General features: G+C 59.9%; 17 protein-coding genes and 1 pseudogene. 10 read left to right on the top strand and 8 right to left on the bottom strand.

Annotated elements, in window-relative coordinates; all coding sequences use genetic code 11:
- Positions 1–196: 196 nt before the first annotated feature.
- Positions 197–2,542, bottom strand: coding sequence for a beta-glucosidase BglX (bglX, locus tag BLU01_RS05915; protein ID WP_092271995.1), 2,346 nt, complete (start codon positions 2,540–2,542; stop codon positions 197–199).
- Positions 2,543–2,868: 326 nt separating this feature from the next.
- Between bglX and BLU01_RS05910 the strand changes: the two genes are divergently transcribed.
- The 7 genes from BLU01_RS05910 to BLU01_RS05880 all read left to right on the top strand — a co-directional run bounded on the left by BLU01_RS05910 (position 2,869) and on the right by BLU01_RS05880 (position 8,653).
- The gene (locus BLU01_RS05910) at positions 2,869–3,477 is read left to right on the top strand and encodes a LemA family protein (RefSeq protein WP_092271992.1); all 609 of its coding nucleotides are present in this window, start codon (positions 2,869–2,871) and stop codon (positions 3,475–3,477) included.
- Positions 3,477–4,454: a TPM domain-containing protein gene (locus BLU01_RS28190; protein ID WP_092271989.1), complete on the top strand. Its 978-nt coding sequence runs from the start codon at positions 3,477–3,479 to the stop codon at positions 4,452–4,454. The genes BLU01_RS05910 and BLU01_RS28190 overlap by 1 nt, the downstream gene beginning before the upstream one ends.
- 33 nt (positions 4,455–4,487) lie before the next feature.
- Positions 4,488–5,243 (top strand): TPM domain-containing protein, encoded by a 756-nt coding sequence (locus tag BLU01_RS28185; RefSeq protein WP_092271986.1) that lies wholly within the window; start codon positions 4,488–4,490, stop codon positions 5,241–5,243.
- 43 nt (positions 5,244–5,286) lie between these two features.
- A complete protein-coding gene (locus tag BLU01_RS05895) occupies positions 5,287–5,904 on the top strand; it encodes a TPM domain-containing protein (RefSeq protein ID WP_092271983.1) in 618 nt (205 codons plus the stop codon).
- Positions 5,905–6,160: 256 nt separating this feature from the next.
- Positions 6,161–7,375 (top strand): class I SAM-dependent methyltransferase, encoded by a 1,215-nt coding sequence (locus tag BLU01_RS05890; RefSeq protein ID WP_092271980.1) that lies wholly within the window; start codon positions 6,161–6,163, stop codon positions 7,373–7,375.
- A 377-nt stretch (positions 7,376–7,752) separates the two neighbouring features.
- Entirely contained in the window at positions 7,753–8,334 is a 582-nt protein-coding gene (locus BLU01_RS05885) for a DJ-1/PfpI family protein (protein ID WP_092271978.1), read from the top strand.
- 13 nt (positions 8,335–8,347) lie between these two features.
- Positions 8,348–8,653, top strand: coding sequence for a ribbon-helix-helix domain-containing protein (locus BLU01_RS05880; protein WP_092271975.1), 306 nt, complete (start codon positions 8,348–8,350; stop codon positions 8,651–8,653).
- Between the two features lie 108 nt (positions 8,654–8,761).
- Here BLU01_RS05880 and BLU01_RS05875 read toward each other — a convergent pair whose 3' ends face one another.
- From BLU01_RS05875 to BLU01_RS05855, 5 genes are all read right to left on the bottom strand, one after another.
- Entirely contained in the window at positions 8,762–11,320 is a 2,559-nt protein-coding gene (locus tag BLU01_RS05875; protein WP_092271972.1) for a TonB-dependent receptor, read from the bottom strand.
- A 123-nt stretch (positions 11,321–11,443) separates the two neighbouring features.
- The gene (locus tag BLU01_RS05870; RefSeq protein ID WP_092271969.1) at positions 11,444–12,403 is read right to left on the bottom strand and encodes a FecR family protein; all 960 of its coding nucleotides are present in this window, start codon (positions 12,401–12,403) and stop codon (positions 11,444–11,446) included.
- Complete coding sequence (locus tag BLU01_RS05865) at positions 12,400–12,936, bottom strand: RNA polymerase sigma factor (protein WP_092271966.1); 537 nt, start codon at positions 12,934–12,936, stop codon at positions 12,400–12,402. The genes BLU01_RS05870 and BLU01_RS05865 overlap by 4 nt, the downstream gene beginning before the upstream one ends.
- A 257-nt stretch (positions 12,937–13,193) precedes the next feature.
- On the bottom strand, positions 13,194–14,081 hold the full coding sequence (locus BLU01_RS05860; protein ID WP_092271963.1) for a dihydrodipicolinate synthase family protein: 888 nt from the start codon (positions 14,079–14,081) through the stop codon (positions 13,194–13,196).
- Positions 14,082–14,110: 29 nt separating this feature from the next.
- A complete protein-coding gene (locus BLU01_RS05855; RefSeq protein ID WP_092271960.1) occupies positions 14,111–14,893 on the bottom strand; it encodes an aldolase in 783 nt (260 codons plus the stop codon).
- Positions 14,894–15,052: 159 nt separating this feature from the next.
- Here BLU01_RS05855 and BLU01_RS05850 point away from each other — a divergent pair, with 159 nt between their 5' ends.
- Entirely contained in the window at positions 15,053–15,595 is a 543-nt protein-coding gene (locus tag BLU01_RS05850; protein WP_092271957.1) for a helix-turn-helix domain-containing protein, read from the top strand.
- A gap of 147 nt (positions 15,596–15,742) precedes the next feature.
- Here the strand turns inward: BLU01_RS05850 and BLU01_RS05845 are convergent, their stop codons facing one another.
- Positions 15,743–16,762 carry a DUF4917 family protein gene (locus BLU01_RS05845; protein ID WP_092271954.1) on the bottom strand — a complete coding sequence of 340 codons (1,020 nt, stop codon included), beginning with the start codon at positions 16,760–16,762 and terminating at the stop codon, positions 15,743–15,745.
- A gap of 157 nt (positions 16,763–16,919) precedes the next feature.
- Here BLU01_RS05845 and yiaY point away from each other — a divergent pair, with 157 nt between their 5' ends.
- Both yiaY and BLU01_RS05835 read left to right on the top strand, forming a co-directional pair.
- Positions 16,920–18,068 carry an L-threonine dehydrogenase gene (yiaY, locus tag BLU01_RS05840; RefSeq protein ID WP_092271951.1) on the top strand — a complete coding sequence of 383 codons (1,149 nt, stop codon included), beginning with the start codon at positions 16,920–16,922 and terminating at the stop codon, positions 18,066–18,068.
- Between the two features lie 50 nt (positions 18,069–18,118).
- Positions 18,119–18,373 (top strand): annotated as a pseudogene (locus tag BLU01_RS05835) (LysR substrate-binding domain-containing protein); the annotation flags it as partial.
- Between the two features lie 65 nt (positions 18,374–18,438).
- Here the strand turns inward: BLU01_RS05835 and BLU01_RS05830 are convergent.
- Entirely contained in the window at positions 18,439–18,927 is a 489-nt protein-coding gene (locus BLU01_RS05830; protein ID WP_092271948.1) for a DMT family transporter, read from the bottom strand.
- Between the last annotated feature and the right edge of the window lie 2 nt (positions 18,928–18,929).

Below are 18,929 nucleotides of genomic sequence, written 5' to 3'. Positions count from 1 at the left end.
GATGCTGAATGTACCGGCCTCATCGCGAGCAAGCTCGGCTCCCACAGGGGATTTGTGCCGGGCACAGAATTGGGCAGCGCCCCCCGTAGGAGCAAAGCTTGCTCGCGATGGCTGTTTAACATTCAACAAATAGGCTGAATGTGTCGGCCAAATCGCGAGCAAGCTCGCTCCCACAGGTTTTGTGGCGGGTGGTGGATTAGAGCAGCTCAAAGCTCTGTTGCGTCACGTCCTGGCTATCCAGGCCGATTTGCACGTTGAATTTGCCGGGTTCGGCGGCGTATTTGAGCTGGGCGTTGAAGAACTTCAGGTCGTCTTCGGTAATGGTGAAGTGCACGACTTTCTGTTCGCCGGCCTTGAGCATTATTTTCTGGAAGTTTTTCAGTTCCTTGACCGGGCGGATCATCGAGCCGGTGACGTCCTGAATGTACAGCTGCACCACGGTTTCGCCGTCACGTTTGCCGGTGTTTTTCAACATGACACTGGCGTCGAGCTTGCCGGTCTTGTTCAGCGTGGTCGACGACAGCGCCATGTCGCTCAGGCTGAAATCGGTGTAGCTCAAACCAAAACCGAACGGATACAGCGGCCCGGTGGTGTCATCGAAATACTGCGAAGTGTAGTTGCCCGGTTTGCCCGGCGTGAATGGCCGGCCAACGCTCAGGTGGTTGTAATAAGTCGGAATCTGCCCGACCGAACGCGGGAAGGTGATCGGCAGTTTGCCCGACGGGTTGTAATCGCCGAACAACACGTCGGCAATCGCATTGCCACCTTCAGTGCCGCTGAACCAGGTTTCCAGAATCGCGTCAGCCTGCTCGTTTTCTTCGAGAATCGACAACGGCCGGCCGTTCATCAACACCAGCACCAACGGCTTGCCGGTGGCTTTCAGTGCCTTGATGAGTTCACGCTGACTGGCCGGGATATTCAGGTCGGTACGGCTCGACGATTCGTGCGACATGCCACGCGATTCGCCGACCGCCGCCACCACCACGTCGGCATCCTTGGCGGCTTTCACCGCTTCATCGATCAACACCTGAGGCGAACGCGGATCGTCCACCACTTCCGGCGCGTCGAAGTTGAGGAAGTTGAGGTAATCGAGGACTTTCTTGTCGCCGGTGATATTGGCGCCACGCGCATAAATCAGCGTCGCTTTATCGGCGACCGCCGCGTTCATGCCGTCAAACAAGGTCACCGATTGCGCCGGGCGCCCAGCGGCGGCCCAACTGCCCATCATGTCGATCGGTGCTTTGGCCAATGGACCAACCAAGGCGATTTTCGCGGTTTTGTGCAGCGGCAATGTCTGGTTCTGATTCTTCAGCAACACCAGACTGCGGCGCGCGACATCACGCGCTTCGGGGCGATGCAAACGGCTTTCGGCGTAAGTGTCGACCGGGTCGTCCTCAGCCTTGCCGATGCGCAGGTACGGGTCCTTGAACAGGCCCATGTCGTACTTGGCCGCGAGCACTTCGCGCACCGCGTTATCGATGTCCTTCTGCTCGATTTCGCCGGCCTTCAACAGCCCCGGCAGCTCTTTGCCGTAGAGCGTGTCGTTCATGCTCATGTCGATGCCGGCCTTGATCGCCAGCTTCGCCGCTTCGCGTCCGTCACGCGCGACGCCGTGCTTGATCAGCTCGAAAATCGCCCCATGGTCACTCACCGCCAAACCTTTGAAACCCCAATCCTTGCGCAACAGGTCGTTCATCAACCAGGTGTTGGCGGTGGCCGGAATGCCGTTGATCGAGTTCAGCGCGACCATCACGCCACCCGCGCCGGCGTCAATCGCGGCGCGGTAGGGCGGCAGGTAATCCTGATACATCTTCACCGGGCTCATGTCGACGATGTTGTAGTCGCGACCGCCCTCGACCGCGCCGTACAAGGCGAAATGCTTGACGCTGGCCATGATGCTGTCGGCCGCGTTGGCGCCCTGGCCCTGGAAGGCCTTGACCATCACTCCGGCAATGCGCGACACCAGATAAGTGTCTTCACCAAAACCTTCGGAGGTGCGGCCCCAGCGCGGGTCGCGGGAGATATCGACCATCGGCGCAAACGTAATGTCGAGGCTGTCGGCCGCTGCTTCCTTGGCGGCAATACGCCCGGAACGGGCAATCGCGTCCATGTCCCAGCTCGACGCCAATGCCAGGCTGATCGGGAAAATCGTCCGATGGCCGTGGATCACGTCATAAGCAAAAAACATCGGGATCTTCAGACGGCTGCGCATCGCCGCGTCCTGCATCGGACGGTTTTCGGCGCGGGTGATCGAGTTGAACGTGCCACCGATATTGCCGGCGGCGATCTCCTTGCGGATCATCTCGCGCGGCATTTCCGGGCCGATGCTGATCAGGCGCAATTGGCCGATCTTTTCATCGAGGGTCATTTGCTTCATCAGGTCAGTGATGAAGGCGTCCTTGTTCTCCAGAGATGTGCGGTTCTCCAGAGGTGTGGATTTCTCGATAGATGTGGATTTATCGAGAGGTGCAGGGGTCGTGGCGGCCAGTAGGGTAGAACTGGCCAGGCTGACGAACAGGCCCAGCAAACACAGCTTCTTCATGAATGATTTTCTCGAAAGCCTAAACGGCAGTGGATACGCGCCGATCAGCTAAAAATTAGGGAGCGACTATTGTTGTTCGTGTTGCTCAAGCGTTTGTTGTTCGAGCTTGTTCGAGCATTGCTCGGGAAAATACAGCAAACTTGCGAGCTGTTTTTTTCAGAGCTGCTTTTTTAACTGCAGTTTTTTCTGAACTGTTTATCGCGCTGGGCATCTTTTAGCCCATTGGCTCAATGCAATCCAGTGGTGGCCGCAGATTATGCCTTAATGGCTCGGTTTCACGCCGCTGGATGTTTTTTCAATGGAATGTACACAGGAGCATCACTTTCATGAATGTCCGACTCAACTATCGATCGAGCCTGCACGTCGCCGCGCTGATGCTGCTGACGTCGCTGCTGGCCGGCTGCGGCATCAACACCATTCCGACCCTCGATGAACAGGCCAAAGCCGCCTGGGGCCAGGTGCAGAACCAGTATCAACGGCGCGCCGACCTGATCCCCAACCTGGTGGAAACCGTCAAGGGTTACGCCAAGCATGAGCAGGACACCCTGACGGCGGTGATCGAGGCACGGGCCAAGGCGACGTCGATCCAGGTCGATGCCAGCACCCTCGACAACCCGGAAAAACTCAAGCAGTTCCAGCAGGCGCAGGATCAACTGACCGGCGCGTTGAGCCGTCTGATGGTGGTGTCCGAGCGTTACCCGGACCTGAAAGCCAACCAGAACTTCCTCGCCTTGCAGTCGCAACTTGAAGGCACGGAAAACCGTATTGCCGTGGCGCGCCGCGACTTCATCCTCGCCGTGCAGAAATACAACACTGAAATCCGCACCTTCCCAGGTCGTCTGTGGCACAGCGTGATGTACAGCGACTTGCCGATCCGCGAGACCTTCGAGGCGACCAGCCCGGATGCCGATAAAGCGCCGCAAGTGAAGTTCTGATGCGTGGCGTACAGCGCGCGCTGCAAGGCGCGCTGCTGTCGCTGTGGCTGGCAGGCAGCTGCGCCGTGATGGCGCAGCCGCAGGTTGCAACGCCCACGGACGGGTTGAATGTGCTTCAGGCGCAACCCGTTTCGCAGGTCGAGCCGCCACCGGTCGCCGCGACGCCCGTAGCGCTGCAAAGCCTGTTCCCCAAGCTGACCGGGCGCGTCGTCGATACGGCGCAATTGCTTACACCTTCGGCCGCGCTGTACCTCACGCAGATGCTTGAGCGCCTGGAACAGTCGACCACCGATCAAGTCGTCGTGGTCACTGTGCCCAGCCTCGGCGGTTACAGCATCGAAGAGTTTGGTGTGGAACTGGGCCGGCATTGGGGCATCGGCCAGAAGGACAAAAGCAATGGCGTGCTGCTGTTGGTGGCGCGCGACGATCGCAAGGTGCGGATCGAAGTCGGCTACGGACTTGAAGGGCCGCTCAACGACATATCGGCGGCGATGATCATTCAGAACTCGATCATTCCGTACTTCAAGGATGATCTGTATTCGTCGGGGATCATCGCCGGGACGACCTCGATCGTTAGGCTTCTCGGGCCAGCGGCGGACCGGATGATGGTTTATCACTCCCCGGACAAGGGCTGGCTGGCAAACATCGACTGGTTCGGCGTAGTGCGAGTGCTGTTCTTTACCGTGTTGATCGGCATTCCGTTCGCGGTGTTTGCCTGGTCATGGCGCGATGAGGGCGATCCGTTTCGGCCGAAGTCCAAAGAAGAGAAAGCAGCCGAAAAAGCAGCTAAAAAAGCAGCCAAGAAAGAAGCCGCGCTACGCGAGGCGAGAACGCCCAAGCCTGACAAGAGCTGGAGTTTCAGTTTCGGTAGCTCGGGGCCTCGGGACATCGATTCGATCACTTCGAGCTCGAGCTCGAGCAGTTTCAGCGGTGGTGGTGGCAGTTTTGGCGGTGGCGGTGCTTCCGGCAGTTGGTAGCGCGCCGGCTCAATTATTCAGGAAGAGGTGCTGATGGGAATCGTCAAATACGCCCTGGTGTTAGTGCTTTGGGTGGTCGCGGTCACGGCTCAGGCCGAACTGAAATTTCCGCCGCTGACCGGGCGGGTGGTCGACAACGCGCAGATGATCGAGCCGACCGTGCGCGAGCAGTTGACGCAGCAGTTGCAGGCCCACGAGGCCTCGACCGGCGAGCAACTGGTAGTGGTGACCCTGGCGGATTTGCAGGGCACCGACATTGCCGATTTCGGCTATCAGCTCGGGCGCGCCTGGGGCATCGGGCAGAAGGACAAGAACAACGGCGCGCTGCTGATCGTCGCCCGTGATGAGCGCAAGTTGCGCATCGAAGTCGGCTATGGCCTGGAAGATCGGCTGACCGACGCGCAGAGTTCGGTGATCATCAATCAGGTGATCACCCCCGCGTTCAAAACCGGCAACTTCAGCAAAGGCATCAGCGACGGCGTGGCCGCGATGCTGGTGGTGCTGGGCGGCAATCCGCTGGACGAGCCATCGACGGTGTATGAGTCCAGCGGCAGCGAAGAAAGCGATTTCATCTCGCGCCATCCGGGGCTGTTTATCTTCCTGGTGATGCTGTTCATCGTCACCGTGTTCATCTGCCAGATGCTCGGCATTTTGCCGGCCGGTCGCGGTGGTTCGGGCGGTTCCAGTGGTGGTTTCGGCGGTGGCGGATTTGGTGGCGGCGGTGGCGGCGGAGGCTTCAGCGGTGGCGGCGGGAGTTTCGGCGGCGGCGGTTCGTCTGGCGGCTGGTGATGATGCGGCCAATAAAAATATCAGGGAACAGGCATTTATAACCATGGCATTACTGACTGAACACGAACAACGCAAAGTCGCCGAAGCGATTGCCCGGGTCGAGCGCGAAACCGACGCCGAACTGGTCACCGTGCTCGCGGCCCGCGCCGACGATTACACGTATATCCCGCTGCTGTGGGCCAGTTTGCTGGCCCTGGTGGTACCGGGCGTCGTGCATTACCTGACCGGCGCATTGACGCTCAACCTGTTGTTGATGGTGCAGTGGTCGAGTTTTATCGTGCTGTGCCTGTTGTTCCGGATCCCGGCGATCACCACGCGCCTGATCCCGCGTTCGGTGCGTCATTGGCGCGCGTCGAACCTGGCACGCCGACAGTTTCTGGAGCAGAACCTGCACCACACCATTGGCAGCACCGGCGTGCTGATTTTTGTCAGCGAGGCCGAGCGTTATGTGGAGATTCTGGTGGACGAGGGGATTTCCAAACGGCTCGACAACCAGAGCTGGGAAGTGATTGTCGCGGCGTTCACCCGCCAGGTGAAACAGGGCCAGACGCTGCAGGGTTTTGTGACCTGCATCGAGGCCTGCGGCGAATTGCTCAAAGTGCACGTGCCGGCGACGCAGCAGAAGAATGAGCTGCCGAACCGCTTGGTAGTGTTGCGCTGACACCCCCCAACCCCCTGTAGCAGCTGGCGAGCCCGCGAGGCTGCGTCCGGCTGCGAAGCAGTGGTAAAACCGCACACCCGGTATTGCAGAAAAACCGCGTGCCCCGTCCACGACTGCTGCGCAGCCGAACGCAGCCTCGCAGGCTCGGCAGCTGCTACAGGAACACGCCGTTGGGGAAATTAGCCGTGCCCTTGCGGCGCATCCCCCCTAAAATACCCGCCATTCCCGATTCGCTCCGCCCGAGGCCGTTTTTCCCATGTCTGTTACCGCCACTCCCGCCAGCCTCGCGCCGGACCATCACGCCCAGTTCATCGACCTGCTGCAAACCAGCCTCGACGACAACGCCTTCATCAAACTGGTGCTGGCCAAGTACGTCGGCGGCGAAGCGGATTTGCAGCGGCTGATCATCAAGCAACTGACGGTCAAGGATCAGCCGTGCCTGTCCTTCGTGTATCGCTACAAAACCCGCGACATCACCAAGAACTTGCCGTTGACCGAAGGCGTGGCGGCGATTGCTGCGCTGTTGCCGGAATCGTTCAAAAATGCGCATTTGCTGGCGCTGACCGATGAAGCGCAGCTCGAGTACAGCAAAAAGGGCAAATCTTCGCTGTTCAAAAGCAAACCTCAGCAATTGCGCGAAGTGCCGTCCGCCGAGCACAACCGCGAGAAAAACCGTTTTCTCGACCTGAACCGGCCGTTCCTCGCTGACCTTGGCGTGACCAACAGCAAGCACGAGCTGATCCCGGCGATGTCGCGCAAGTGGAAACAGATCAACAAATTCATCGAAGTCTTCAGCCATGCCCTGACCACCTCGCCACTGGCGCTGGACAAACCGGTGCGGGTGGCGGACTTCGGTTCGGGCAAGGGTTACCTGACGTTCGCGATTCACGATTACCTGCGCAACACGCTGAACGCCGAGGGCGAAGTCACCGGCGTCGAGTTGCGCGAAGAAATGGTCAACCTGTGCAACGCCGCTGCCGCCAAGCTTGAGCATCCGGGGCTGGTGTTCAAGTGCGGCGATGTGCGCAGCGTGGCGCCGAGCGAACTCGACGTGATGATCGCCCTGCATGCCTGCGATATTGCCACCGACTACGCGATTCACACCGGCATTCGTTCCGGGGCGTCGATCATCATGTGCTCGCCGTGCTGCCACAAACAGATCCGCCTGCAAATCCAGAGCCCGGTGCTGCTCAAACCGATGCTGCAATACGGTTTGCACCTCGGCCAACAGGCGGAAATGGTCACTGACAGCTTGCGTGCGCTGTTCCTTGAAGCGTGTGGTTACGAGACCAAGGTCTTCGAGTTCATCTCGCTCGACCACACCAACAAGAACAAGATGATCCTCGCGGTCAAACGCGCCGAACCGCTGGACCCGGCGCAGTTGCTGGTGAAGATTCAAGAGCTGAAGGATTTTTACCAGATCAGCGAACATTGCCTGGAAACGTTGCTGCGGGCTGACGGCTACCTCTGATCACCACACCTCTGCAGGCGCCAGGCTTGCTGGCGAAGGCGGCTTCGAAATCGCCATCGCCCTGTGGGAGCAAAGCTTGCTCGCGATGGCGTCCTTGAAATCGTCATCGCGAGCAAGCTTTGCTCCCACAGGGCTGGGTTCATGCGCGAGCAAGCTTTGCTCCCACATCGCTGGGTTTATGCGGGGCAGTTTGGGCTGCCTGAATACTGCCGGCACCGCTGATCAGCGCATAGTTTTCCTCTGCCTCTGTGGGGAGGGGGCAAGCCCCTCTCGATAAAAACCTTGTTGCCCGTAGTAGCTGGTTATTACCCGCCTCAGAAGATTCGGACTACCGTGGACACTCCAAACGCCCACGTATTCCCAGAGGAGTCCTACCCATGGCTGCCAAGAAAATCCTCATGCTGGTCGGCGATTACGTCGAAGATTACGAAGTGATGGTGCCTTTCCAGGCACTGCTGATGATCGGCCACAGTGTGCACGCCGTGTGCCCGGACAAAAGCGCCGGGCAGACCGTGCGCACTGCGATCCACGACTTCGAAGGTGACCAGACCTACAGCGAAAAACCCGGTCACCTGTTTGCCCTGAACTTCGACTTCGCCAAGGTCAACGCCGCCGATTACGACGCGCTGCTGGTGCCGGGCGGTCGTGCGCCGGAGTACCTGCGGCTGAACGAAAAAGTCCTGCAACTTGTGCGAGATTTCGATCAGGCCGGCAAGCCGATCGCCGCCGTGTGCCATGGCGCGCAATTGCTCGCCGCCGCCGGCATTCTTCAGGGTCGCGAATGCAGCGCCTACCCGGCCTGCGCGCCGGAAGTGCGACTGGCCGGAGGTACGTTCATCGATATCGCGGTGACGGAGGCGCACGTTCAAGGCAATCTGGCGACTGCCCCCGCGTGGCCAGCGCACCCGAGCTGGCTGGCCGCTTTCCTCGGTTTGCTGGGCACCACCATCACGCTGTAACGAGGGACTTTGCATGTGCGAGCTCTACGTCAAAGCCGATCCGATCCTCTACGAATCGCGCTCCCGCTCGCTGCGCATCTGCGGCGTGGTCACCACGCTGCGCCTGGAAAATCAGTTCTGGGACATCCTCAGCGAAATTGCCGAGGTCGACGGCATGACCACCAACCAGTTGATCGCCAAGCTCTATGAAGAGGTGATGGACTACAGGGGCGAAGTGGTGAATTTTGCGTCGTTTCTGCGGGTGAGTTGCATGCGGTATTTGTCGCAGCGGCGGGTGGTGGCGCCGGAGTTGTCGGTGGTTCGCAGTTCGGTGAAGTAGCTGAAATCGCCTTCGCGGGCAAGCCTCGCTCCTACAGGTTCGGCGTGTTCCTGTGTAGGAGCGAGGCTTGCCCGCGAAGGGGCCGGACCTGCCACCACAAACTCTGGATCAGAAAAACCGCGTCACACTCACCTTGGCATTTCTCCCCTGGCTATAAGCCCGATCGCCACTCAACGCCGGCCGGTAATCCTCATTAAAAAGATTATCAACCGTCAGATTCACCTCAGTTCCCTTCAAATAAGCCTGCTGCGGTTTCCAATTGGCAAACAACCCCTGCACGTTGTAACGGTCATTCGCGTATTGGTCGTAAAACACATCGCCAACCGTGTTTTTGCCAGAGCCATAGTTGTCGCTCGGCAACCGATCAGTCTTGCGCACAAACTCACCCTGCCAACCCACCTGCGCATCCCAACTTGGAATCTTCACGCCGAGCACCGCAATCCACTTCGGCGGCGGTACATCGCGCGCCCATACATCCGGGCCCCAGGGATTGGTGTAAGCGCCTTCATGTTTGCCGGTCATCCACGAATACGACAGCGAGCCGAACAGGTAGGTGGAGTCATAAAAACTCTCCACTTCAAAACCCTTCATCGTCAGCCCGCCAATGTTGCGGTAGTTGCTCATCGGCCCTGAGCCCTTGCAGTCCGAGGCAATGGTGCCGCCGTTGTTCGCCTGGTTTTCACAACCGACGCCGGTGGCTTTGAAGATCTCGTCTTCGATCTTGTTGCGAAATAACGTGGTGCGAATCTGCACGTTGTCGTTATCGACAAACACGTTGGCGAAGTTGCTGATGTTACCGGCGCGCCAACCAGTGATGCGTTCCGGGTCGAGGTCGACGCTGGTGGCCGTGCGACTGCCCAGGCCTTGCACTTCGTACTGTTCATCGATAACCGGCGCGCGCCAGGTTTTGCTGTAGTCGACGAAGAAAGCGACATCCGGCGTAACTTTCCAGAACGCTGACAGACGCGGCGACCAACCGGTGTAAGTGCGGTCGCTGTAATCGTGGCCGACACTCGGGTCCTGATTGTTGTAATACGGCGCGTCATTCGCCTCGCCCCGGTTGCGCACATGGTCATAACGCAGCGACGGCGTGAGGGTGAAGTTGCCGAGGGTGATCGCGTCTTGCAGATAAACGCTGTTGGTATCGACTTTGCCCTGCGGCATGAAACTTGGCTGGAAGTGCCCGTAGTTGTACTTCTCGACATCGTAAGTCTTGCCCGGCATCCACATCTCGGTGTCGCGGCTGTGCTTGCGGATTTGCACGCCGCTGGTCACCGCGTGTGCGAGCGCGCCAGTGTCGAACAGGCTGATGTTGCTCGCCTCGACGATCCGGTCCTTGTAAGCGGTGTCCATTTTGCGTCCGCCGGTCGCCGTCTGGAAGAACGCCGTGGCGTCGCGCTCGTCGGTCTGGTCGGTGTTGGACTCCGAATAGCTGATCTTGAAGTCGACCAGGCGGTTGTCCAGCGGCTGATATTGATACTTGGTCGACCACGTGGTGTCGATGGTTTCGCGGTTGGCGAGGAAGCGTTTCAGGGCATTCCGATAACCGTATTGCTTGATGTTCGACTGGGTCGGCGGCGTCGGGTAACTGGCGGACGAGAAGGGCGTCCAGCGCTCACTTTGCGAGCGTGAATACGACAGGCCGACGCTGTGTTGGTCATTCAGGTGCAAGTTGAATTTGAGCAACTGGCCGTCCAGATCCTGCGCGCTGTTGGGCAAGCGCTGCGGGTTGATCGGGTAGCTGTTGTCCGGGTCGGGCGGGGTGCCGGCGAGCTTCATGTCGTCGCCATCGCGCTTGGTCAAATACACCAACGCGTCGGCGCGACCGTCGTCGGTGCGGCCAAACACGGCGCCGCTGTAGGTTTGCTGATGATCGTTGCTGGCGTAGCCGTATTTGACCATCGCGCCGCTGTTGCGGCCCTCTTGCAACAGGTCCGGCGCATCCTTGGTTTCCATGTGCACGGTGCCGCCGAAACCGCCGTTGCCGGTCAGCATCGAGTGCGGGCCTTTTTCCACTTCAATGCGTTTGATCAGCTCCGGCTCGATGAAAATCGTCCCTTGCTGATAACGCTCGAAGCCGCTTTTGGTCGCGCCATCGACCGTCAGCGGCACGTCCTCGGCGTCGCCCAGGCCCCAGATGTTGATGGTCTGGCCGCCGGGTTTCATCGAGCCGCCCATACTCACGCCGGGCAATGTCGCCAGCAGGCTGGGAATGTTGCTTGGCTGATGGCGATCGATATCGGCCTGAGTCAGGGTCGAACGGCCGACGGTGCTGGAATCGACTTCGGTGCCGCTGCCGATCACGCTCAAAGCGTCGAGCTGAATGCCGTCGCCGCTGCTGGTCTCGGGTTCTTGCGGGCGCACGACGTAGGTCTGGTTGACCTTGATCAGGCTGAACTGACTGTTGTCGAGCAACTTGCGAATCGCCGCTTCGGCGCTGTAATCGCCATCAATCGCCGGAGCCTTGAGGTTGCGCAATTGCGCTTCGTCGAACAACAACTGGATGTTCGCCTGCCGGGCAATCTGGCTCAGCGAAGTGGCCAGCGACTGCGCCGGCAAATGCACATTGATCGATTCGGCGTGTGCTTGCAGGCTCAGGGTCAGGCAAGCAGCGAGCAAGGTCGGGCGAAGGCAGGCGAGCGGATAGAACGAAGACGCGCGAAACATTAAATCCCCCAGGGCGGCGAAAAAGGCCAAAAAGGCCTGCGTACACAACGCAGACCGGAGGAAGACGCGGCAGGCAAAAAAAACCTCACATGCGAATGCAAAATATTCTCATATGAGGTTGTTTCAGCGTGCTTCGATACGGATCTGGCCATCCGCGAGGGTGACGGTTTTCACCGGAATCAGCGCGGGGAGGGCGTTGAGCAAGGCGTCAGGATCGTTGATGTCGAGATTGCCGGAGACCTTGAAGCGCCCGAGCCTGGCATCGGCCAACAGCACTGGCCGCGCGCGGTACAGGTTCAGCTCGTCGACCAGGCTGGCCAATTCGCGATTACGAAACGACAAGTGCCCGTCGCGCCAGTCGGCAATCTGCTCGTCAGCCAATGTCTGTTGCCGCAATGTGCTGCTGGCCAAGTTATACGAGGCTTGCTGTTGCGCGCCGAGCAGAGTCGGCGTCTTGCCCTCGGGTGCAAACGCCACTTGCCCATGGGCGACGCTGACCACCAATTGCTGCGGCGTGCGTCGCACATCAAAACCGGTGCCGACCACGCGCACCACGCCCGCGCCCGCGTGCACCCACAGCGGCCGTTCCTTGTCCGGAGCGACTTCGAGATAAATCTGCCCTTGATCGAGGAAAACCTGACGCTGATGACCATCGAAATCGAGGCGCAAACGCGTGTTGGCGTTGACCGACAAGGTGCTGCCATCGGGCAGATTGAAGGTCCGCGTGCCTTTGTTCTGCGCTGCAATCTGTTGCTGATAAACGCCGTAGGACGTGCCCAGATTGAGTGCCAACACTGCGCAGACCAGCGCGGCGGCGATGGCCAGCGCCGGGCGCCAGACATTGGTTTTGCGCCGTGGCAGCAGCGCCACCGGTTTGTTCTGCTGGCGCAATTCGGCGAGGTCGGCCCACAACTCTTCGACCGCGCGATACGCTTTGGCGTGTTCGGGCGTGCCCAGCCATTGCTCGAATTGCTTGCGCTCGGCGCTGTTGTGTTGCTGACGATTACGCACAAACCAGCTGGCTGCCTGAGCGTCGATGCCGTCATCCGGCAGGTCGGGGTCAGTCTGGTGATGACGGTTCATTCTGGCTGCTCCGTGCCGTTCTCGTGGTCCAGGCGTCGCTTGCAATGCAGCAGGGCGAAAGCGATGTGTTTTTCCACCATGCTCAGGGAAATACCCATGCGTTCAGCGATCTGCGCCTGACTGAGGCCTTCAAAGCGGTGCAGCATAAGGGCTTCTCGGCGGCGCGGCGAGAGCTCGGCGAGAACAGTTTTCAGTTGCTCCAGACGTTGCAGGCGTTGCGCGCCCGCGAGTGGGTCGTGTTGATCGTCGGCGACGGGTTCGTTATCTGCCTCGTGATGCGCTTGCACGATGTGCCGCACCTTCTGCCGCCGCCAGTGATCGCGCAGCAGATTGCGCGCCATCTGAAACAGAAACGCGCGCGGTTGCTCGACCTTCGCCCGGTCGCCGTAGTCCAGCCATTGGGCGAAAACGTCCTGCGTCATGTCCGCCGCGTCGCTGGGGTTATCCGTGCGTTTGCGCAGGAAATGCAGGATGTCCCCGTAGAACCGGCGAAAGGAATCAGCCGACAGCGGGTCGCGCGTGAGACGAGGCATGGAGATCCTTGTAGACGAGGCATAGCGCAGAAAGTCGCGAATGATATCGAGAATTATTGCTATTTGTCTTCCGGGATCTTTTGACGCGTGTTGCGCTGCTTCGGTTTGTCGCGAAAGTGATCGTGAGCCGAACACCGATCCGCCTGTGGGAGCGAGCTTGCTCGCGATGGCGACCTGTCAGTCAATCTATCGGTTGAATGTTATGGCCTCATCGCGAGCAAACTCGCTCCCACATGGGGTTTTGGTGTTTTTGGGGATCAGCGCAGTACTTTCAACAACTCTTGCAGCTGTCCACATCCGGCCTCGCTCAATGGAAACACCGGCAAACGCGGGTCGCCCACTTCCAGCCCGGTGGCGCGCAATCCGGCTTTGATGGTTGCCGGCAGGCCACCCTTGAGGATGAAGTCCAGCAGCGGCAACTGCCGATAAAACAGCGTGCGCGCCTTGCTCAAATCATTGGCCAAAACGGCGTCATACAAATCCAGATTGAGCTGCGCGATCAAATTTGGCGCCGCGGTGCACCAGCCTTTCGCACCCGCCGCAAACGCTTCCAGCGCCAGCGGATTGCAGCCGTTATAGAACGGCACCTGGCCTTCGCCGAGCAATTGCAGTTTGTGCATGCGCTGGATGTCGCCGGTGCTTTCCTTGACCATCGTCACGTTTTCGACGGCGTTGAAAATCCGCAGGATCAGCTCCACCGACATGTCCGTGCCGCTGGTGGCCGGGTTGTTGTAGAGCATGATCGGCACGCCGATGCTCTCGCCGATGGCGCGGTAATGCGCGAGGATTTCTGCCTCGCTGAGCTTCCAGTAGGACGCCGGCAATACCATCACCACGTCGGCGCCCTTCGCTTCGGCAAAACGCGCGCGGCGCGCGGCTTTGGCGGTGGTCAGGTCGGACACGCTGACGATGGTCGGCACGCGTTTGGCCACGTGCGCGATGCTGAATTCGCTGACCTGATCCCACTCGGCGTCGCTCAAATAAGCGCCTTCGCCGGTGCTGCCCAGCGGCGCGATAGCGTGGACGCCGCTGTCGATCAGGCGGTCGATGGAGCGCCCGAGCGCGTCCAGGTCAACGCCGTCGCCATTGGCGGTGAACGGGGTGATGGTGTAGCCGATGATGCCGTGAATGTTTGCGCTCGACATGGCGATGCTCCTCTCGAAAATGGGTGGGTTCAGTTCAGGCAATCGGCGTGCTGACGCAGGTTCTGCCGAGCGTAGTAGTTGAAAGCGGCGGCGTGGCGTTTTGGCTTGGCAATCCAGTCATGCGCTTCACGGCCCAGCTCCGGCAGGATCGGTTTGATCGTCCCGGCGGCCATCGCCAGCAACTGCAACTTCGCTGCGCGCTCGATCAACTGCGCAATCACGCAGGCTTCCTCGATGGTCGCGCCGGTCGACAACTGGCCGTGGTGCGATAGCAGGATTGCGCGCTTGTCGCCGAGGGCGCCGGCAATCAGATCGCCTTCTTCATTGCCGACCGGCACGCCCGGCCAGCCTTCGAGAAACGCGCAATCTTCGTACAGCGGACACAAGTCCATGTGCGAAATCTGCAGCGGCACTTCGAGCATCGACAGCGCGGCGACGTGGGTCGGGTGCGTGTGAATGATGCAATTCACATCCGCTCGCGCGCGGTACACCCAACTGTGAAAACGGTTGGCCGGGTTCGGCATGCCGTGACCTTCGAGCACCTCGAGGTCTTCATTCACCAGCAGCAGATTGCCGGCGGTGATTTCATCAAAACCCAGGCCCAATTGCTGAGTGTAATAGGTGCCGGGCTGCGGGCCGCGGGCGGTGATTTGCCCGGCCAGACCCGAGTCGTGGCCGTTCTCGAACAGAATGCGGCAGGTCAGGGCCAGCTTTTGCCGGTCGGTCCACGTATTATCCGCCAGGGTGTTTTGCATCTGGATCAGCGCTTGCTTGACCAGTTGGTCTTTGGGTAATGCTAAGGTCTTGGCCATATCGGTGTCCTTTGGGGGCTTCAATGGACGTCGGATTTGCCATTCACTCGTTGCTTGCAAGACGCTGGGTGAATGCAAATGACACGGGGGATGCTATATGACACTTTGTGTCATTAGCAATAACAAAACGTCGATTTCTTGATGGATTAACCGCTACGCATGTCTATCCGTTTGAAATTACTCAGGAAAAAACTTGGCGTGACGCTGGAGGCCTTGGCCGAAAAGTCCGGCATGACCAAGAGTTATCTGTCGAAAGTCGAGCGCGGGCTCAACACTCCGTCGATTGCCGCTGCATTGAAATTGGCCAAAGCGCTGAACGTGAAGGTCGAGGAGTTGTTCTCCGAAGACAACATCACCCTCGACAGCTACAGCCTGGTGCGCAGCGACGAGCGCCAGTCGCTGGCGGCCAACGATGGCAGTCCGGGCTACGCGGTGCTGGCCCATCAGGTCAGTGAACGCAGCTTGTTGCCGTTCATCATTTACCCGCCGAGCGAATTCGCCGACAAGACGTTCAAGGAGCATTTGGGCGAGGAGTTTCTGTTTGTCCATGAGGGCCAGGTGGAAGTGGATTTCATGAACGAGCGCGTGCTGCTCAACCGCGGCGATGCGCTGCACTTCAATGCGCAGAAACCGCATCGGCTCAGGTCAGTGGGCGAGATTCAGGCGCAATTGCTGGTGGTGGTGCATAGCGGCGAAGAGTGATGAGCGCTTTTTGTGGCGAGGGGGCTTGCCCCCGTCCGACGGCGAAGCAGTCGTAAATCTGCTGGCAAGCGGTAACTGAATACGCGCGAGGGGCCGCTTCGCGACCCAACGCGGGCAAGCCCCCTCGCCACAGGGCAGGTGTGCGTTTCAGACCTCAACCGGCACCGCAAGCTTCGAATTCCCCAACGCATGCGTCTTCGAATCGAAAAACCGCAGCTCAACCGCGGTCCCTTCAAACACCTTCGCGTAATGGCGTTTCTGATGCTGGATAAACGCCTTGCTGCGCGGATAGATCGACACCGCGACCACCTTCGGTTTCGCCAGGCGCAAGGCGTGGACGATGTGGCTGTCCTGCTCACCCAGCGCATGCCCGAAGATGCACAAACCCTCACCGTGCCCCAATAACTGGTCGTAACAGAACGACAGATAATCCGAGCTGCGAATGGTCTTGAGCTTGTCCTGCGCCGGGCCTTCGTTAACGAACAGCGGCACGTCGTCCAGCGTCTTGATCGTGTTGTTGATGGCAAAACTGCCGAGCAGCGTGCCCTCGGTCGACATCAGTTTGCGCGCCGTGCCGTCCTGATTGCGCACCAGATGCAAACCGCCGTGCAGGTACAGCAAACGGGTTTTGTCGGTTGCGCTCGCGCTCAAATCAAAGCTCGGCTCGGTGCCGTTGAACAGGTCGGTGATCGCTTCCGGTTGCTGCTGAATCGCCCAGTTGGCCAGCAAGTCGTAGTTGCTGGTGAACACGCTGCGATAAGTGGCCAACTCCTGATTGATCGTCGCCAACGTCGCCGGCACTACCAGGCGCCACGGTATGTGCACCGCGTGCACGGTGTTGATCAGCGCTTCCTTGATTGCGTAGTAGCGATTGCGCGGCGCCGCCGAGCTGACGGCCAGCGCCTTGTTGACGCGGCTGGTGATTTTCAGCGCGCTGAGGACTTGCTCGAAGCTGCGGGTTTGCAGGGCATCGAACACGCTCAGCTCGGATTGGCTGAGCGGTTTTTCCTCGACGGTGCGCGCATTTTCGAACAGCGAGTCATAGCCGAAATCTTCCCACACCGCGCGGCTGGCGCCGTTGCCCAGCAGCAGGCCGCTGAAGGAAGCGCTGGCGCGCAAGGCGTTCCAGTCTTCAAGTTGGGCGTCGACATCCTGAAAATCGGTCATTGCGTTGGTCGTCTCAAAAAGCAAAAGGTCTGATGGGCGGCGACTTTATCACGACCAGGACTTGAGCCAGATCAACATACGCCGTGACCGATCGGTCGATCCTGTGGGCATCCGCTGGATCGGCGCCGCCGATTTGGCCCAGCCAGGAGATTCGCTCATGACCAGCACGTTTTTCATTCCCGCCGTGAACATCATGGGCACTGGTTGCCTCGACGAAGCCATGGAGGCGATTCGCAAGTACGGTTTTCGCAAAGCACTGATCGTCACCGATGAAGGCCTGGCGAAGGCCGGCGTGGCGGCGATGATCGCCGAGAAACTGGCGATGCAGGACATCGATTCGGTGATCTTCGACGGCGCCAAACCCAATCCGAGCATGGCCAACGTCGAGCGCGGGCTGGGCCTGCTCAAGGAAAGCCATTGCGATTTCGTCGTCTCGCTGGGCGGCGGTTCGCCCCACGACTGCGCCAAAGGCATCGCGTTGTGCGCGACCAACGGCGGGCAGATCCGCGACTACGAAGGCGTCGATCAATCCGCCAAGCCGCAACTGCCGCTGGTCGCGATCAACACCACCGCCGGCACCGCCAGCGAAATGACCCGTTTCTGCATCATCACCGACGAATCACGCCACGTGAAAATGGCCATCGTCGACCGCAACGTCACGCCGTTGTTGTCAGTCAATGACCCGGCGCTGATGGTCGCCATGCCCAAAGGCTTGACCGCCGCCACCGGCATGGACGCGCTGACCCACGCCATCGAAGCCTACGTTTCCACCGCCGCCAACCCGATCACCGATGCCTGCGCGCTGAAAGCGATCGTTCTGATCAGCAACAACCTGCGCCTCGCCGTGCGTGACGGCAGCGACCTCGCTGCGCGGGAAAACATGGCTTTCGCGCAATTTCTCGCCGGCATGGCGTTCAATAACGCTTCGCTCGGTTACGTCCACGCCATGGCCCATCAATTGGGCGGTTTCTACGACTTGCCGCACGGCGTCTGCAACGCGGTGTTGCTGCCGCACGTGCAAAGCTTCAACGCGCTGGTCTGCGCCGATCGCCTGACCGACGTTGCCCACGCCATGGGCGCCGACATTCGCGGCTTCAGCCCGGAAGAAGGCGCGCAAGCGGCGATCAGCGCGATCCGCAGCCTGGCCAAAGACGTCGAAATCCCCAGCGGCCTGCGCGACCTCGGCGCCAAACTCAACGACATCCCCGTCCTCGCCACCAATGCCCTGAAAGACGCCTGCGGCCTGACCAACCCACGCGCGGCGGATCAACGGCAGATCGAGGAAATCTTTCGTAGCGCGTTCTGAGCGGCGGCGTGGCTCGGGCATAACGGCGGTATGCTGCGAACTCGTCTGAGCAGGGAGTGATGGAAGGCGTTGCCGACCTCGGCATCTGCTCCAGCGACAGCGACGTCAGAGGCCTGCACAGCGTGGTCTATCGCTAGGACAAACTGGTGGTTTTGATGCGCGCCGATCATCCGTTGGCCGACCGCGATACGTTGGCGTTTGCCGATACGTTGGGCAGCGATTACGTCGGTTTGCATGCCGCCAGTTCCGTCAACATGTGCACCCCCGCCGCCGCGCGCAAGGCGGGCAAGGTGCTGCGGTTGCGCAACTGTGGGAGCGAGCTTGCTCGCGATGACCAACTGACATCCGCCGAATTTCTTCTGACGTTCCCTCAACTCGCCGTCACCAACCCCTTGGCCGGCGATTCGCTGAACTGAATCAACACCACGCCGCCGATCAGCAAAACCGCGCCCAACACCCGCGTCAACGACATCTGCCGCTCCACCAAACCAAACCAGCCGAAATGATCCAACAGCAGCGAAGCAACCACTTGGCCGGCCAACGCCAGCGCAATAAATCCCGACGCGCCAAGTTTGGGCAGCAGCATCAGCGCCAATGAAATAAAACACACACCAAACGCCCCGCCAGCCCACATCCACAGCGGCGCCTGGCTGATAAACGTCAGCGACGGCAACGGCAAACGCAACGCCAGCATCACCGGCAGCAACACCACGATACTCACCAGCAACGACGCCAACGTCGCCCATAACGGATGGCCCAAGCCGCGCCCGAGATTGGCGTTGATCGCACTTTGAAACGGCACCACCGCCCCGGCAATCACCGCCAGGAGTAACAGGCCGGCCCAATGCAATGTACTCATGT

This window comes from Pseudomonas prosekii, assembly GCF_900105155.1.
Classification (GTDB): domain Bacteria; phylum Pseudomonadota; class Gammaproteobacteria; order Pseudomonadales; family Pseudomonadaceae; genus Aquipseudomonas; species Aquipseudomonas prosekii.
This window is presented reverse-complemented; position numbering and strand designations above follow the sequence as displayed.

What these genes read in the sequence shown, in the direction of transcription:
- bglX (WP_092271995.1), bottom strand. Translation starts at nt 2,542, where the DNA reads ATGAAGAAGCTGTGTTTGCTGGGCCTGTTCGTCAGCCTGGCCAGTTCT.
- BLU01_RS05910 (WP_092271992.1), top strand. Translation starts at nt 2,869, where the DNA reads ATGAATGTCCGACTCAACTATCGATCGAGCCTGCACGTCGCCGCGCTG.
- BLU01_RS28190 (WP_092271989.1), top strand. Translation starts at nt 3,477, where the DNA reads ATGCGTGGCGTACAGCGCGCGCTGCAAGGCGCGCTGCTGTCGCTGTGG.
- BLU01_RS28185 (WP_092271986.1), top strand. Translation starts at nt 4,488, where the DNA reads ATGGGAATCGTCAAATACGCCCTGGTGTTAGTGCTTTGGGTGGTCGCG.
- BLU01_RS05895 (WP_092271983.1), top strand. Translation starts at nt 5,287, where the DNA reads ATGGCATTACTGACTGAACACGAACAACGCAAAGTCGCCGAAGCGATT.
- BLU01_RS05890 (WP_092271980.1), top strand. Translation starts at nt 6,161, where the DNA reads ATGTCTGTTACCGCCACTCCCGCCAGCCTCGCGCCGGACCATCACGCC.
- BLU01_RS05885 (WP_092271978.1), top strand. Translation starts at nt 7,753, where the DNA reads ATGGCTGCCAAGAAAATCCTCATGCTGGTCGGCGATTACGTCGAAGAT.
- BLU01_RS05880 (WP_092271975.1), top strand. Translation starts at nt 8,348, where the DNA reads ATGTGCGAGCTCTACGTCAAAGCCGATCCGATCCTCTACGAATCGCGC.
- BLU01_RS05875 (WP_092271972.1), bottom strand. Translation starts at nt 11,320, where the DNA reads ATGTTTCGCGCGTCTTCGTTCTATCCGCTCGCCTGCCTTCGCCCGACC.
- BLU01_RS05870 (WP_092271969.1), bottom strand. Translation starts at nt 12,403, where the DNA reads ATGAACCGTCATCACCAGACTGACCCCGACCTGCCGGATGACGGCATC.
- BLU01_RS05865 (WP_092271966.1), bottom strand. Translation starts at nt 12,936, where the DNA reads ATGCCTCGTCTCACGCGCGACCCGCTGTCGGCTGATTCCTTTCGCCGG.
- BLU01_RS05860 (WP_092271963.1), bottom strand. Translation starts at nt 14,081, where the DNA reads ATGTCGAGCGCAAACATTCACGGCATCATCGGCTACACCATCACCCCG.
- BLU01_RS05855 (WP_092271960.1), bottom strand. Translation starts at nt 14,893, where the DNA reads ATGGCCAAGACCTTAGCATTACCCAAAGACCAACTGGTCAAGCAAGCG.
- BLU01_RS05850 (WP_092271957.1), top strand. Translation starts at nt 15,053, where the DNA reads ATGTCTATCCGTTTGAAATTACTCAGGAAAAAACTTGGCGTGACGCTG.
- BLU01_RS05845 (WP_092271954.1), bottom strand. Translation starts at nt 16,762, where the DNA reads ATGACCGATTTTCAGGATGTCGACGCCCAACTTGAAGACTGGAACGCC.
- yiaY (WP_092271951.1), top strand. Translation starts at nt 16,920, where the DNA reads ATGACCAGCACGTTTTTCATTCCCGCCGTGAACATCATGGGCACTGGT.
- BLU01_RS05830 (WP_092271948.1), bottom strand. Translation starts at nt 18,927, where the DNA reads ATGAGTACATTGCATTGGGCCGGCCTGTTACTCCTGGCGGTGATTGCC.